The 16458-nt window shown below is 35.3% G+C and carries 10 protein-coding genes; all 10 read left to right on the top strand.

What is annotated here, in order from left to right:
* Positions 1 to 33: 33 nt before the first annotated feature.
* The 10 genes from IPP32_04875 (at position 34) to IPP32_04830 (ending at position 16419) form a co-directional block, all read left to right on the top strand.
* Positions 34 to 1536 (top strand): HAMP domain-containing histidine kinase, encoded by a 1503-nt coding sequence (locus IPP32_04875; protein ID MBL0047418.1) that lies wholly within the window; start codon positions 34 to 36, stop codon positions 1534 to 1536.
* A 143-nt stretch (positions 1537 to 1679) separates the two neighbouring features.
* On the top strand, positions 1680 to 2570 hold the full coding sequence (locus IPP32_04870; GenBank protein MBL0047417.1) for a hypothetical protein: 891 nt from the start codon (positions 1680 to 1682) through the stop codon (positions 2568 to 2570).
* A 228-nt stretch (positions 2571 to 2798) separates the two neighbouring features.
* Positions 2799 to 3134 (top strand): GIY-YIG nuclease family protein, encoded by a 336-nt coding sequence (locus IPP32_04865; protein ID MBL0047416.1) that lies wholly within the window; start codon positions 2799 to 2801, stop codon positions 3132 to 3134.
* A 275-nt stretch (positions 3135 to 3409) separates the two neighbouring features.
* A complete protein-coding gene (locus IPP32_04860) occupies positions 3410 to 6754 on the top strand; it encodes a hypothetical protein (GenBank protein ID MBL0047415.1) in 3345 nt (1114 codons plus the stop codon).
* 2 nt (positions 6755 to 6756) lie between these two features.
* Positions 6757 to 7872 (top strand): hypothetical protein, encoded by a 1116-nt coding sequence (locus IPP32_04855; protein MBL0047414.1) that lies wholly within the window; start codon positions 6757 to 6759, stop codon positions 7870 to 7872.
* Positions 7869 to 9104: a hypothetical protein gene (locus IPP32_04850; protein MBL0047413.1), complete on the top strand. Its 1236-nt coding sequence runs from the start codon at positions 7869 to 7871 to the stop codon at positions 9102 to 9104. The genes IPP32_04855 and IPP32_04850 overlap by 4 nt, the downstream gene beginning before the upstream one ends.
* 170 nt (positions 9105 to 9274) lie before the next feature.
* The gene (locus IPP32_04845; GenBank protein MBL0047412.1) at positions 9275 to 10162 is read left to right on the top strand and encodes a hypothetical protein; all 888 of its coding nucleotides are present in this window, start codon (positions 9275 to 9277) and stop codon (positions 10160 to 10162) included.
* 4 nt (positions 10163 to 10166) lie between these two features.
* Entirely contained in the window at positions 10167 to 14234 is a 4068-nt protein-coding gene (locus IPP32_04840; GenBank protein MBL0047411.1) for a hypothetical protein, read from the top strand.
* Between the two features lie 14 nt (positions 14235 to 14248).
* A complete protein-coding gene (locus IPP32_04835; GenBank protein MBL0047410.1) occupies positions 14249 to 15223 on the top strand; it encodes a hypothetical protein in 975 nt (324 codons plus the stop codon).
* Positions 15220 to 16419, top strand: coding sequence for a SpoIIE family protein phosphatase (locus tag IPP32_04830; GenBank protein ID MBL0047409.1), 1200 nt, complete (start codon positions 15220 to 15222; stop codon positions 16417 to 16419). Before IPP32_04835 ends, IPP32_04830 begins: the two co-directional genes overlap by 4 nt.
* The last annotated feature ends 39 nt before the right edge of the window (positions 16420 to 16458 follow it).

Below are 16458 nucleotides of genomic sequence, written 5' to 3'. Positions count from 1 at the left end.
ATTCCCGGATACATGTTGGACTTAAATTAGCGTATGAGTATTTACCAGAGAAAGCAGAGTTGGAAAATTTGGTTGGTTGCTGTAGCCCTACTAATTGTAGTGGTTTCGTTGTGGTACACGAATATCTTAGCAAATAAAATAGCTTTAGAAGAGCGCACAAAAGTGAAGTTGTGGGCCGAAGCCATTCAAAAAAAAGCCAACTTAGTAAAGTATACCAATAGTTTATTTGACCGACTTAAAACTGAAGAACGCAAGAAGGTTGAATTATGGGCAGAGGGAAGTAAAAAATTGGCCAATCCTAATTTGGATGTAGGGGATTTGAGTTTTATTTTTGAGGTAATTAAAAACAACGAATCGGTGCCGGTAATACTAACCGATGAGCACAATAAAATTATTTCTTCCCGAAATTTAGATTCGGCGAAAGCCAATGATGAAAACTATTTGGCGGAACAAATAAAATTGATGAGTGCACTGCAGCCTCCAATCGAAATAAAACTTTCCGGAAATAAAAAAAACTATCTCTATTACAAGGACTCAAAGCTCTTTTCGGAATTAAAAATCGTATTGGATGATTTGATAAAATCGTTTATTTCAGAAGTGGTAATAAATTCAGCATCGGTTCCTGTGCTGTATACCGATCAAAAACAACAGCAAATAATTTACTACGGCAACATCGATACGAGTCAAATTAGCTCTCCCGAAAATGTAAAAAAACTAATAACTAACATGGCTGCAGCAAACACACCGCTTGCAGTAGAATTGGGAAATGGTGAAAAGAATTATATTTTTTACAAGGATTCTTTTTTGCTTACACAGTTAAAATATTATCCTTTTGTGCAATTTGGAATTATTGGTTTGTTTATGATTATTGCCTATACCCTTTTTAGCACCGCACGAAAAGCCGAGCAGAATCAGGTTTGGGTAGGAATGGCGAAAGAAACCGCACATCAGTTGGGCACTCCGCTATCCTCACTTATTGCTTGGATTGAATTATTAAAAGCGAGAGGCTTATCGGAAGAAAGTGTAGAAATTGAAAAAGATGTGCATCGCTTGGAAACCATTACCGAACGCTTTTCAAAAATAGGCTCACAACCGGTTTTGAAAAAAGAGAATTTAATCGACACCTTGCAGGAAAGCATGAACTATATGAAGACACGGACTTCAAAAAAAGTGATGTTTACACTCTCCGGATCAAAAGAAATTTATGCGCCAATTAGTGTACCGTTATTCGAATGGGTTATTGAAAACTTGTTGCGCAACGCAGTGGATGCAATGGAGGGCACAGGCGCAATAAACATTACGGTTTCAGATCAGGTGCAGTTTGCCTATATTGATATCAGTGATACCGGAAAAGGAATTCCAAAATCGCAATACAAAACCATTTTTGAACCCGGATTTACAACCAAGAAAAGAGGCTGGGGATTGGGCCTATCGCTTACGCAGCGCATCATCGAAAATTATCACGATGGGAAAATTTTTGTGAAGAGTTCAGAATTGGAACGGGGAACTACTTTTAGGATTGTGTTGAGGAAGTGATTTTTATTGATAAGATTAATTTAAGTTTAAGTTTTGCACAAAACTTCTAAATTATTCAATGTTAGCGACCTACTATTTTTAATACTGGGTTTAGCATTTTGATTTTCAAATCAAAATACTTAGTATTGAAATAATTTTACATCATGAGCGAAAAGATAATCTACCTTGCTTATTCCACTCCTGATCTCGAACAATTTCGCGAAGATTTGATGTTTACTTTATTTAAGGCCGGATTTAAAGTAATCCCACTTGGTAAAAGCCCTAAAGATGAAGCTGAATATAAATCGGAAGTGCAGCAATCCTTGGCAAAAGCACATTCCTCGATACACCTCATTGGAAATACATCGGGTGAAATATTAGTTTCCGAAAATCAAATCAGCAAACCTGAATTTGAGTATAAAAAGGCACAAGAGTTAACTTCCGGGAAAACCAATTTTAAAATTTTTGTTTGGCATCCGCTTAGTGCAGATGATGCCACATTGGATGAAAAACAAAATGAGTTCATAAACGATGTGCAGAATAATGTTGCCGCTAATATGACATACACTACCACACCTTCGGTAATTCAATTGGCTGACGACATACGTTCCATGATAGATGTGATTGACAAACCCAATTTACAACTAAATAAAGTGGATATATTTTTCATCAATAATATACTTGATGATTCAACTGCCGATGAAATTACAGATATGCTTAGTGATGTGACTCAAATAGAAAAATTGACCATTTCATCCAAAGAAGAAAAAGATTTTGCAGAAATTACCAGTCAACAAATTCCACTTAGTCGCTTAGCGGTAGTTTATTTTAAAGAATCGGCGGAATGGGCAATCCCTTTTGCCCAACAGATTTGGAAAAATGTAGGCGGAGCCGCCACTCAAACACCTATTTTGGTTATAGGAGATCAAAATCCTGAAACAAATAAAGAAAAAAGATTTAAAGCCCCACAAGTAATTAGCATGATTGTGCAAGGCGAATTAATACCACTTGAGATAAAAGTGCAGTTTGATAAAATTATTGAAATGAAAAACTAGGTCTTCGACTACGCTCAGTCTGACATTGATTGCGTTAGTAGAATGTCCTTTGAATACTAAAAAAAAACGTCAGGCTGAGCGGAGTCGAAGCCATTGGGAGTTGAAAATAAAATAAATGAATATTAGGCTGAGCGGAGTTGATGCCATTGAGGAGTTGAATTAAACTAAATTAAATAAAAACGCTTGTCAGGCTGAGCGGAGTCGAAGCCTGATAATGAAAAGTAGAGCATGTTAAAGTACTATTTTACATACATTTTGGAATGTGCGGATAAAAGCTACTATACTGGAATAACAAATGATATAGACAGAAGAATTGCTGAACATAATGAAGGTGAAAACCCTAGTGCATATACTTATTCGAGAAGGCCTGTAAAATTAGTATACTTAGAACAGTTTTTTGACCCTAGCACAGCCATTGAATTGGAAAAACAAATAAAAGGTTGGTCAAGAAAAAAGAAAGATGCATTAATTGCAAACAATTGGGATAAATTAAAAGAGCTTTCTGTTTGTAAGAATGAAACAAGTTATATGAATTATAAAAAAAATAAAAAAATGTCCTCCTGAGCGGAGTCGAAGGAGGATTGAAAATTGTGTGGTAGATAATGTTCACGTTTGGTCTTCGACTACGCTCAGACTGACAATGATTACGTAAGTAGAATGTTCTTTTAATACTAAAAAAAACGTCAGGCTGAGCGGAGTCGAAGCAATTGGGAGTTGAATTAAACTAAGTTAACCAAAAAACGCATGTCAGGCTGAGCGGAGTCGAAGCCATTAGGAGTTGAAAATAAAATAAATGACTGTCAGGCTGAGCGGAGTCGAAGCCAGTTCTAGAATATTAAATGCAAGAAAAAATTTGTCCATACCCGGGTTTGAGACCCTTTAATGAAGAGGAGAGTATCTTCTTTAAAGGGCGTGAGGTGCAGATAGAGCGCATCGCTAAACGGATTGGTGAGAAAAAATTTTTAATGATTAACGGCGCCAGCGGGGATGGAAAATCATCGCTTATGTACGCCGGTGTTATTCCGTATGCTAAAGCTGGCTTTTTTAAAGCGAAATTCGATAACTGGCTTGTAGTTAACTTCAGACCTGAACGTAAACCCTTAAGTAATTTTGCGGCCGCATTTTGTAAAGAATTACAATTACCCAACCAAACAGTTGTTGAGAAGGAATTCGGATATGGTTTTTCTGCGCTTTTGGATTTATACAAAGCATCTACTTACTACGTAGATGAAAGTTCGCCCAAGTGGCTAAATGCCGTCGATGCAGAAAAAAAAGCACAAAAGCGCAAAGCTGCAAACCTCCTTATTTTGGTGGATCAGTTTGAGGAATTTTTTACGAATTCGGATAATTTCCCCAATGGCATTCCTTCAGAGGGTAGCATTAAGACGGTTAATCTTATTCTTGAAACATATAAAATTTCTGTGAGTCAGGATTTACCTGTATATGTTGTATGTACCATGCGTAGCGATTATATAGGTCAATGTGCAGCCTTTCGAGGGCTCCCTGAAGCAATTGGGTATTCTCAATTTTTTGTTCCCCGATTGAAGCGTCAAGAACTCGAACAAGTAATTGAAGGCTCTGCACAATTAAGTGGTGGCACTGTGAGCAAAAGCTTGGTGCAATACTTATTAAATCATACAGGAGAGGGATTTGACCAATTACCCATTCTGCAACATGCATTGAATAAAATGTGGAAAATTGCTGACAATGGGAATCAAGAAATTGGAAAAATACACCTTGCCAAAGTTGGAGGAATTTCACCTAAATTACTTTCTATATCCGAAAAAAAAGAATACGAAGAGTGGTTCAATTCTCTACCGGCTTACAAAAAAAAATTATTCGAAAAACCCTCCCTAAATAATATATTAAATGCGCATGCAAACGAATTGCTGGAATTTTTACCTGAATATTATTATACTGCTACTCAAAAAAAAATTAGCCGAGAAACTGTTGACCATATTGTAAAAGTTTCCTTTCAATGTTTGACAGTTATAGACAAGGGGATTGCTGTTAGAAGAATTACAAATTTAGCTGAAATAACAAGCATTATTAACGATTATAATATACAAGAATCTGATGTTGATGTGGTGCTGAGCATTTTTAGATTGCAAGGAAATACGCTTATTGAGCCTTTTGTAAATGATGATCATACGAACTTAAAACTAAATGCAGATACTGTAATTGACATTACACACGAGAGTCTTATTCGGAACTGGGACGTACTTAGTGAATGGGCCACTGAAGAGTTTGATAATTATAATACATGGTTGGATATAGAAAAACAATTTCAACGCTGGTTAGTAAGCAAAGAATCGGAATCTTATTTATTAGCACAAGGCCCCCTCTCCTATTTTTATAACTGGAATGATTTGTTTAAACCCAATAAGTTTTGGTTGGCAACCTACGATGAAAGTAAAAAAGAACAGGAAGAAAAATTAGCCCTTGCCGAAACTAAAATTATCGGATTAAATCGCTTTCTTTCTCAAAGTAGAAGAGCCATTCGCCAAAAAAGAAATTTTACACGCTCCTTGGCTGCAGCTGCTTTTATAATTCTTAGCATGTTTACTTTTTGGTCATTAATAGAACGACAAAAAGCGCTTGCACAAGAAAAGCTTGCTAATCAAAAAACACTCGAAGCTGAAAAAAGCAAAGAAGTTGCCTTGGTGAACAAAAGAATTGCTGAATGGCAGCAGAATAAAGCTTTGCAATATGGGCAAGTTGCAGAAAAGGAAAAGAACAAGGCGCTAAGGGCTAAAGATGCTTCAGATAGAGCAAAACAAGAGGCGCTCATGGCAAAGATTGTAGCGGAACAAGAGAAGTTGCGTGCCGAACAACAAACAGTGCTTGCCACTCTGGAAGCCGAAAAAGCCGAAAAAAACAGAACGATTGCAATTGATTTATATGAAAAAGCTACCACAGCGGAGCAAAAAGCAAAACAACTCACCTTAGCTTCTCTGGCTCAAAATCTTGCTTTCAAATCTACGCAGGTGGAAAATGATAATGAATTGCAAGGGCTTCTCGCTTTGCAAGCTTATAATTTTACATTACAAAACAATCAGAATGTTCAGGACCCTGTTATTTATGAAGCTCTTAGAGCCTACTATACAAAGTTTCATCACCCCAAAGGAATTCTTTTTGGAAGTAAATACGGCTCTCATAGTTTTAGTTTTCGTGAACCAAAAAGTTTGGCGCTACTGAAAAATCAAGGAAGTACCAATTCTCCTAACCAAATTGTTTGCGCCGGGAGGTTAGATACAGCAGCATATTACTCTGAGGATGGGGAATTTATAATGAAAAAAGGTATTGCTGTACCGGCTGGAAAGGATAATTTAACAAAAATTTTTTTACTACTAAGTCCCGACGCAACAAAAATAATTAATGGATATCGTGATGGTACAATTTTGCTTTCTCAGCTATCCAATGCATCCAACCAAACATCCTTTACACAAGTCATTTCAACAAAATATGAAATGATTTCTGCGGCTTATAATTCTTCCGGTTCAGCACTTGTTTATGCAAAACAAGATAGCACAATCAATTATGGAGCATTTGAAAAAAATACGTTTAAAGAATTAGGACATTTTAAATCAATCGGCATAACTTCTGCTTTAGCGATATCTCCAAGTGGTTTAATAATTTATTATGGAACCACTTCAGGTGAAATTATTAAATACGACATAACGACCAATCAAGCACAAACAATATACAAGACTAAGATAGGTAATGCATTGTGCTTAGCTCCATTGAATAAAAAAAATGCATTGATAATTGGGTGCTCAAATGGTAAAATACTTTACATCGAGTTATCAACTAACATCACAACAACATTGCTGGATTTAGGAACTATTCCGATAGAAAATATTACCTTCAATCCTTCTGAAACGCTTTTAGCTGCCTCCATTGCCGATAAAAGTATTCGGGTTTTTGATTTAGTAAATAATTATGCAAAACCTATTGTATTAAAAAACCAGAATGATAAAGTACGTTGCTTATTGTTCATTAACGATTCGAAACTTATGGCCGGTGGTAGTGTAGGAAGAATGATTTGGGACTGGGAACTATCCTCTTCAAAACTAGCCGATAATTTATATTCAAATCTGAGCAGAAACTTAACCATAGATGAATGGGAAAAATATGTGGGAAAAGATATTGACTATCAAAAAACTCGTGAAATAGTTAAATGAAAATGAAGAAGCTGATTCAACTGGTCTTACTTTTTGTAATTTTAATCGAGACAGGCATTGCGCAAAATTTGGATACCATTGTGAGTGGTAAAAACTATATCGATGCCTTTAATTTTTATAATCAAGGTCGATATGAAGACGCCTTAAACATTCTCAATGGTCCCCATGCTATTTACAATGATGTTTATGATCAAAATTGGATAATTTTAAAGGGGCAAACCTTTTTAGAGATGAAAGACGCTCTAGCTGCAAATAAAGAATTTACTAAACTAATAAAATATTATCCGAATTATCAGCCGGCTCCACATGTATACCAAGAAGATTTATATACTAACATGCGCTACATTGCCGTGAGTCCTGGTACTTCTATTGGAGCAAAAGTAGCTCGGACATTTCCGATTTTTACAACAAAAAAAGTGTATTCAATATTTGACTCCACTAATTATGATGCCCCTTACAAAATGATAAAAGGCTATTGCTACGCATTTTATATTCAGGAAAACCTTAAAGGCAATTTTGCATTGGTCCTTGATTATGCCTATAATAAAGTTGGATATAATAGAAAGTTAACTCGCAAGGGAATTAACAACTTTGATCTAAAGTATTCTGAAATTATTTATAATAATGAATTAGGGCTTTCTTTAAAAAAGTATATTTTAAAAGATGACTCGAAATTATTGCTAGGACGTAATATTAGTCCAATTCTGCATAACGGTACGGGTCCCTATTTATCTATAGGTGGATATTATTCAAAAATGAGGCAAGCACAGGCTAATGTGGAATTAAACTATCAAAGCACAAACATACAAACCCAATTTATTGAGACAAAGAATTTAACCCGGAACAATATTGATGTAAAAGAAATGCGAAATAAAAAAATTTACGGGATAAGTGCTGCTGTTGGCTCCAGTCTTACAATCAAGCAGGTGGTGGTTTCATTGGAAGTAAAATATTTGTACGCAACTACCCATTTAACTAATTCTGAAAACAAATATGAAAATACTGAGTTGATTTACAATTACTACTATGTTGACAATGATGTAACCTATAGTCGAATTGATGTATCGCTCTCTTTGGCATTTATTCTACATTATAATGTAAAGTCAAAATTTAGATGAGATCAAGAACCCCATTATTACTTTGTGTTTTAATTGCATTTTTTGCAAGTTGCAAAAAGTCTGAAGATACTGTTGAAAATAACATTTCTAATTTTAAATTATTGGGCTTTTCATCCGATGCAATTATTAGTTCGCCCGATAAAAGTTTCTTGCTGGTGAATTACAATACCGGAAAAATTGAAAGTATTAACAACGAGGGGGATGCCTCTTGGGTCAAGGAAAACTGCTTTCATGGATTTAATCCTAACAAACTTTCCTATTTAAAAAACCCTGTGAAATTTGCTTTTAATGAGACTTCTGAGTTGTGTGTCTTTGAATCCATAAAGGATACAAATAACCCGACTGTCCCAAAGCACTTTATGGAACTATCCAAATATGACAAAAACGGAATGCTATTTTTAAAGAAGAAAGTTATGCTCCCCAATGATTTAGATTCCATTACTCTTTTTGATGTGATTTTTGTTGGACAACAAACTATTGTAGCGTTTCGTCAATTGAACGATCTTCATTTCCTAAATTTGAATAATACTGGCGTAGAAATATGGCATCAAGTTCTTTTTTTAAGTACAAACGGTGTTAGACTAGCACTTCTAAATGCCACATCATTTATTGTTTTAAGGGATCAAGTTCCCAATTTATTAATTGAAAATAGAAACCTAAGCGATGGAGCTCTAGCTTTTTCAACATCCTATTCTAGGCAAATTTTCAACGGGGATGGGTCTAACCCTTCAGAATCATTTGCATTATTAGATATCCAAAGCCAGCTGTTAATTGGTGAAAACTCAATTTCCTTTTGTGGAAATAGGGATCATAAAATTAATTCGAGTGAAATTTTCAGTCGAATTTTTATGACTCGAATTAATACACAATCAAATTCCATTAAATCCAATTACATGGAAGAGGGCTCTGATATTGAATGCTTGGGTGGTAACCTTGCAATCGGTGCCGATGGAAAAGAAAAACTTATTGGATTATTTGAAGAAAACAGCGCTTCTTTTTACCCTATTCAATTTAATTTGGAGGATGTGCAGGGTGCTGCTGGTTGTAAAATTACAAGTGCTAAAATTAAAGATCTAACAAACTGTTTTCCACTAGCATTAACTGTCAATGACGATGGAACATTAACCATAGTCGGAAAAAAAGGAACAATGCCTGAATATGTTCCGCTTCCTTACGTTCTTAAACCAAAATTTTATAGCCAACAAACTTTTCTAATCCGCATTAAATTATAATTGCCGTTTTCTATTATCATACTTTCCAAAATTGTTACTAGACACTCGCTACGAATATTTCTCACCCATTTTACCAAAATAAAAATAAGCCAGATTAAACTGGTATTTTTTCATTTTGCATTTCCCCTCAAATTTCTTATACTTGAAATTAATTTTTCGTTTGAACGGATATGACCACCAATGAAATTAATGTATTTCTGGCGCAATGTGGAACTGAACAATTAGCCGTTCGCAGCGAATTAGCTCAAGTGCTTAAAAGTGCAGGGATGACTGCTATTCCTGATGCTGCAATATTTGATGTCGGCGCGAATGCAAGTGAACTTACTTCGCAAATTGCACTTGCCCATTGTTCGGTACATATTTTATTTCCACAGTATGCTCCTGTGTTGAGTGATGGAGTTTCACTTGCAAAACTGCAATTGGAAGAAGCAAAAAAAGCATTGTCCAATAAACCTGATTTTCGACAATTTATTTGGCTTCCCCCTTCCACAAATATCCTAAATCTCGATAACCAGCAATTGGCATTTATTACCGAGGTACGCAACAACATCACCAAAAATATGATTTTCACCAATTCAGGATCCGCTATTCAATTGGTTGATGATATTCGTTCCATTATGGAAAAGAAGGAGGAGGTGGCTTACAACTTAAATCATACGGACATTTTCCTTGTTTCGAATGAACTCGATGAAAGCGAAGCCAAAGAAATTATGGATATGCTTAGTGACATTGTGCCGGTTGAAAATTTGAACATTATTCAAGATAGCGATATTGACTATTCAGAATTGTGTAAACAACAAATCTCAAAAAGTAAATTAGCGGTTATTTATTTTAAGGAAACAGCCGATTGGGCATTGCCTTTTGCTCAGCAAGTGTGGAAAAAAATTGGCGGGGCAACATCACACACACCTATTTTATTAATTGGGGATGAAGATCCCGACACGAATATGAATAAAACATTTAGAGCGCCAAAAGTGGTTTCTTTAATTGTTGCCGGTGAATTAATTCCGCTGGAGATTAAGGTGCAGTATGATAAGGTAATTAGCCTAACAGCATAGTTATATGGAAGAAGAAAGAATTTGTCCCTACCCCGGTCTCCGCCCATTTAACGATGATGAATCCATTTTCTTTCGAGGAAGGGAGCGCAATATTGAAACCATAATTGAGCTCTTCGAAAAGAAAAAATTTATGATGCTTACCGGTGCTTCCGGAGATGGTAAGTCATCGCTGGTGTATGCCGGAGTGGTTCCACAAGCAAAAGCAGGACTTTTTAAAGCGAAATATAACAGCTGGGCGGTAGCCGATTTTCGTCCGGAGCGCACACCTTTGGATAACCTTGCCCGTTCACTCAATAATTTTTTTAAATACGAAAGTGTTGATGAGTTAAAAAAAGAGTTGGGATTTGGATTTTCATCTTTAGTTAATCTTTATAAAAAATCTCAACTCTATATTCATCCTGAAGGTGATGCTTGGCTGCAAGCTGATGAAGCTAAAAAGAAGCAATTAAAACGCAAAGCCGCAAATCTTTTAATCATAGCAGATCAGTTTGAAGAATTTTTCACGAACAGTGAAAATTACAACAATGGTATGGCTTCGGTGGAATCGCAAGCTGTAATAAATATTTTACTTGAAACTGCAAAAACTGCGCTTGCCGAAGATCTTCCCATTTATATCATTTGTACGATGCGGTCCGATTATATCGGACAGTGTGCTGCGTTTAGAGGATTGCCGGAGTACATTGGATTTTCACAATTTTTTGTTCCCCGTTTAAAACGCAGTGAAATACAACAAGTAATTGAGGAACCGGCGCAATTAAACGGAGATTCAATTAGTAGCCGATTATCACAACGCTTGTTGTTTGATATTACTGAAGGCTATGATCAATTGCCGATTTTACAACATGCCTTAAATCAAATCTGGAAAATTGCAGGGAACGGAAAAGAGGAAATGGACTTACTTCATTATGCAATGGTAGGTGGATTGCCTTCTTCAGAATTGCCGAAAGAAGATAAGGGGAAATTCGATTCATGGTTCCAACAATTGCCGGTGTTTAAAAAACAACTTTTTTTAAAGCCCTCTCTCGAAAATATACTAAATGCGCATGCAGATGAATTGTTGGAAATTGCCTTTTCGAGATGCAAAGTCAAAAATCCAAGCATCGAAGAAAAAATTGATAGCGAAACCGCTAAACAAATTATCCAAAGCACATTTAAATGTTTAACTAAAATTGACGATGCAAGAGCCGTTCGGAACAGAATGACCTTGCAAGAAATAAGTGACATCATTAACAATCCCGCAATTGATGTAAAAATTGTTGGAAAAGTGCTTGATATTTTCCGAGAACAAGGCAACACATTTATTAAGCCCTTTATCACCGATGATCCGGATACGTTAAAAACACATAAGCACACCATACTTGATATTACCCACGAGAGCCTCATCAGAAACTGGGACATCCTTAAAATTTGGGCAAAGGAGGAACACGATAATTTATTAAACTTTCAGGATTTTAACAAGCAACTGCAACGCTGGATTAATAGCGATAAAGACGCCGGTTACCTGCTCCCAATTGGCTCCCTTACCTTTTTTGAAAACTGGTATATTTCCTGTAACTCCAATAAATACTGGCTTGCGCGATATAATGAACAAGATATTCCTTTTGAATTAAAACTAGCTCATGCGGAAGTGCTATTAGAGCAATCGAAAGAGTTCATTAAAAAAAGTGCCCGAAAATTATTTTTTACACGCACTGTAATAAAGTATGGGGCCAATAAACTAATCGCCTATTTTGGTTTATTGCTTTTAATTGCTGCTTGTACATTTTATTATTTTGATTTCAAAAGAAAACAAAATGACTATGTTATTCACGACGTCTCTGAGAAGGGATTGGCACTGCTTCATTCTAATCAAGTTAAGGAAATTGTAAAGGCCAAATTTCTTGTTAATTATGAGCGCCTTCATCCGGGAAGTGCCGAGCAAATATTAAATAATCTTAAGAATGACACCCTGGCTTTTGATGTAGCCAATGAAACATTTCTCCTCATTAATAATTTCAACATATCTGAAAAAAACGAAGCGAATCCACTCATTAAACGTATTGTCAGATACATGGACAGTGTGCTTACCAAAGAAGAAAATAAATCTAGAATACAAGCTTCTAAAATTGTATCACGAACAAATGTATTTTTAAAAATATGCACCTTCATTAATTACCAAAGTGCATCTGCATTTATTGATACGGTAATAAAGGGCCATGTTGAATTCCTAGAAAAATATATTTTTCAAACACTTGAACATCCATCAACAATCAATACAGAGCAATTCAATGAAAGCACCGAATTGCTCCTTACGTTATCGAATTGCAAACCTGAAACGATTGAAAAATTTTTAGACAAATTGTCTCCCTTTACAGAAAAAGGATTGAAAAATTTTAATGCCTTTTATCCAAAATCCGAAAAAATACAAGTAGTTTGGAATGGCTACCTTTCTCATAAAGGCGGTTATCAAATTCTTGCCAATTTTTATGCAAGCCTAGGAGATTACAACAATCTTAATAAATGTATTGATAGCCTCACAAAAAACAACAGTGAATATAAAAATTACTGGAATCAAAGCATCGGAAACATTATTTGTTACTTGGTTAAATATAACCAATTGACAGATTCTGGTTTTGATGGTTTTTTGACAAATTATTTTAACTATTCTGGATCTGATAAGGAACAATTTTTAGAATCTTTTTTGAATAACATTTTTTATGGCCCATTGGAAATTGATATTATACTTAACGAAAGATTTCCTTTTCAAATAAATTTAATACCACTTGTTACACAAAAATGCAATTTGGATTTTATCTGGAGTGCTGTTCTCAAAAATATTAAAAACTCAAAAGAAACATCGATTGACCAGCTGAATTTGAATTTAGCACTTCATTATAAGTTTTTGGGAATTGTCGCCTCAAATTATTCTAACGATTCCGTTAAAGCCAATGAATATTTTGATACCGCAATGAATTTTTACACTAAAATTAAACAAGAATTTTTAAATGAAGATTATAATTTTTACCAGGAATCCGGACAAAGGAATAAGAGTGCTGAGAAAATCACAAACTCAACCGCTTTTTTGTATCCAACTGTAATTCGTAAAAATGGATATAAACCACTTTATTATATTTATAGTGCTACTAAAAAAACTAAAATCTTTCCCTTTTTTGATTATCTCATTTCAAAGAATAAGACATCGCTTTATAAAAGTGAAGATGACTTAAAATCACTCGAAACGTTTATATATCAATACGCTAATTTAAACAAATACAATAATTATACATACCAGCAACCACAACTAAATTATAAATATTTTAATACAGTACTAAATGAAATTAATAAGAATATAACTGCTGACAATCTAATAAATAGGTATTTTGTTTATCTAATATGGATAGATAAAGCTTTTGAAGAGGGTGATACTTCACAAGCAATGAAAATTTACAATGAATCTAAGTTAGCTGATCGCCTATCAAAAGATTTTCAAAAACAAGAAGAACCGCGTGGAGAAGTGAACACTCAATTGGTTATAAAACTCGCAAAAAACCTTGCTATCCACAACCAAAAAGCCGCATCCTTTAAAATTACGCGATGTCTTGAAACTAGTTGGGATAAACGAAATGCCCTTATTGATATTTGCTTCGCCTTGCAGGAATCAAGCTCAGCAGAAAATACTTTTATTTACTTAGATACCTTATTTAAAGAAATTGTGCAGCGACCAAAATTTGGAATGAAACTTTTTAGGGCCTTGGGAGCTATTGGAGGGCAGCCGTTATATAATGTTTCCATGAATATTTATAAAGATATTGATGATAAGTTAAAACCCAGAGCACTTAATAACTTTATTCGTGGAATCGCAGCCAGCGGGTCATATTACAGGGCTTATTCCTATATTCCGGAATATGTTTCTAGAGTAAATGAATTAGATCTTTATAATGAAATTTTGCACGCTGAATTTGTAAGGCGATTAACTTTTGAAAAGAAAATAATGGAGCACTATTGGGATTTTTATGAAATGAGTAATTATGGTCCATATATCCCACAAAATTACGAGTTCGAAGTAGAGCATTTTGATAGATTCTCAGACTAATAATACCATAGAACATGAAAAGTCTAATTAAAATTCAAAATGGAATCATTCTTTTACTTTGCCTCTGCATCCTCGGCTTCTTTGCCAACTGGGCACACAATGATTATGGACTAAAACTAGTCGGGATTTCATTGCTTTTAATTAGTTGTTGTTTTGCCGGTATTGCATTTCTTTTTATCCGACACAAACCAATTTATAGAGAATGCTTTCTTATTTTATATTCCCTTTTGCTTTTGCTTGCCTTTTTTAATAAGGCTAATTTGCCGGAAGCGGTATTTGTTTTTACGGCACTTGCAGGGCTTTTCGGGCCTACTCTTTTCATACCCTTATGGATTACTGTTACTGAACGAAAACAAACTAACAAAACACCATTAATTGAATATTATTTCACCCTTTTTCTATCCTTTTTTTGCCTTGGTAATTTTTACAAAATATATCACTTATCAGGCGCTGCACAGCTTACGGTTTGTGGAGCACTTTTAATAATACCTGTACTAATTTACATTGTGAGAATGTTGCGTTTTGAAATCAAACAATTTCCCTATTCAACGTTGGCACGGCTATTTCTACATCTGTTTGTTTCCTTAAATATTTTAGGTTATCTTTTTTTAACACAACATTGGCCGGGAGGTAAGCTTTTGGTTTATGGTTCATTTACGATTCATATTTTTCTACTCACCTGCTTACTGTTTATGAAGTTTAAAAAACTAGCCCTTGCCGCTTGGTGGAAGAGTGTTTTTTGGTCAATTCGCATCAGTTTTGTTTGTCTTTCAATAACCTCCCTGCATTATATTTTACTTAAAAACAAAATTGCTCCCGGCATTTATTCTTCTGCTTATCCGCCGGCTTTGCAACACCTCTGGGAAAAATCCAACCAGATAACCAAACAAGGAATTGAGAACGACAAAAAAGCAGATGTGTATTACGACAATTATCTAAATTTCTTGAATAACCGAGAAGCGGCTCAGCAACAAAACAATCAGCCATGAGCGCACTTCTAAACCAATTTTTACCTCTTGTTTTACTTTTTTTGGTGATGGTGCTGCTCAACTATTTTCATTCCCAAAAAGCAAAAAAACAAAGCGAAAAACACAGTTCCGAAAAAGCTTCTCTCGAAACAAAAGTCACTGAACTTAGCGCAGTTGTTAGCTCCCACACCACCGAAAAACAACAACTCGAATCCGAAAAACAAAAACTGGAAGAAAAAAATAAAAAGTTTTTCGCCATGAGTGAAACCGTTTACAAAGAAAAAAAACGGGTAGACGAAGAGAATGAAAAACTACTTTTGGAAAAGGAAAAACTCGCTGCCGAAAAAGCGAAAGTAGATGAAAAAGTAAAAAAGTTGTGGAGCCAAAGTACCGCCATCCACAAGGAAAAGGAAAGAATTAATCAACTCAAGCTGGAGATTGAACAAAAGCATACCGAAATTATGGATAGCGTGAATTACGCACAGCGTATTCAAGAAGCCATACTCCCCGATAAAAAAGAAATTGTGTGGCACCTGCCCGATTCCTTCATTTTATTTCAACCCAGAAATATTGTTAGCGGCGATTTTTATTGGTTTACGCACAAAAATGGTAAAAGTATTATTGCCGCTGTAGATTGCACCGGTCACGGCGTTCCGGGTGCATTCATGAGCATGATTGGAAATACATTGCTCAATCAAATCGTAAACGAAAAAGGCGTCACTGAACCGGCAAGTATTTTAAATTTATTGAACGATGAAGTCAATACTTCACTTAAGCAAACTCAACAAGATTCGCAATCACGCGATGGAATGGATGTTGCTATTTGTAGCTTTTATCAAAAATCATCGAATGAGTTTTTAGTAGAATATGCAGGAGCAAACCGCCCACTTTATTTGATACAAAACAATAGTCTCCTCGAAACTAAGGCAAATAAATTTCCTATTGGCGGATTAAGTTATGAGGTAGAAAAAGTGTTTACCAATCATACTTTTTCCTTGGGAAAAAATAATTGTGTGTATATCGCCAGCGATGGGTATGCCGATCAGTTTAATGCACTTGGCAAAAAACTCATGACCAAAAAATTTAAAGAAGAATTACTCTCGATACACACCAAATCAATGGAGGATCAAGGCGCACACCTTCGCAATTTTATCGAAAATTGGCAAGAACAAACCGAGCAAACGGATGACATTCTTGTAATCGGAATCAAAATCTAAAATTCGATTCCAACCTCGCGACATACACTAGGCATTACG

The organism is Bacteroidota bacterium (genome assembly GCA_016721765.1).
Classification (GTDB): Bacteria; Bacteroidota; Bacteroidia; order UBA4408; family UBA4408; genus UBA4408.
Note: the sequence above shows the minus strand (reverse complement) of the source record. Positions and strands in the feature narration are given on the sequence as shown.

Bases quoted from the DNA above. Each gene is read 5' to 3' on its own strand.
- IPP32_04875 (MBL0047418.1), top strand. From the start codon at position 34: ATGAGTATTTACCAGAGAAAGCAGAGTTGGAAAATTTGGTTGGTTGCT.
- IPP32_04870 (MBL0047417.1), top strand. From the start codon at position 1,680: ATGAGCGAAAAGATAATCTACCTTGCTTATTCCACTCCTGATCTCGAA.
- IPP32_04865 (MBL0047416.1), top strand. From the start codon at position 2,799: ATGTTAAAGTACTATTTTACATACATTTTGGAATGTGCGGATAAAAGC.
- IPP32_04860 (MBL0047415.1), top strand. From the start codon at position 3,410: ATGCAAGAAAAAATTTGTCCATACCCGGGTTTGAGACCCTTTAATGAA.
- IPP32_04855 (MBL0047414.1), top strand. From the start codon at position 6,757: ATGAAGAAGCTGATTCAACTGGTCTTACTTTTTGTAATTTTAATCGAG.
- IPP32_04850 (MBL0047413.1), top strand. From the start codon at position 7,869: ATGAGATCAAGAACCCCATTATTACTTTGTGTTTTAATTGCATTTTTT.
- IPP32_04845 (MBL0047412.1), top strand. From the start codon at position 9,275: ATGACCACCAATGAAATTAATGTATTTCTGGCGCAATGTGGAACTGAA.
- IPP32_04840 (MBL0047411.1), top strand. From the start codon at position 10,167: ATGGAAGAAGAAAGAATTTGTCCCTACCCCGGTCTCCGCCCATTTAAC.
- IPP32_04835 (MBL0047410.1), top strand. From the start codon at position 14,249: ATGAAAAGTCTAATTAAAATTCAAAATGGAATCATTCTTTTACTTTGC.
- IPP32_04830 (MBL0047409.1), top strand. From the start codon at position 15,220: ATGAGCGCACTTCTAAACCAATTTTTACCTCTTGTTTTACTTTTTTTG.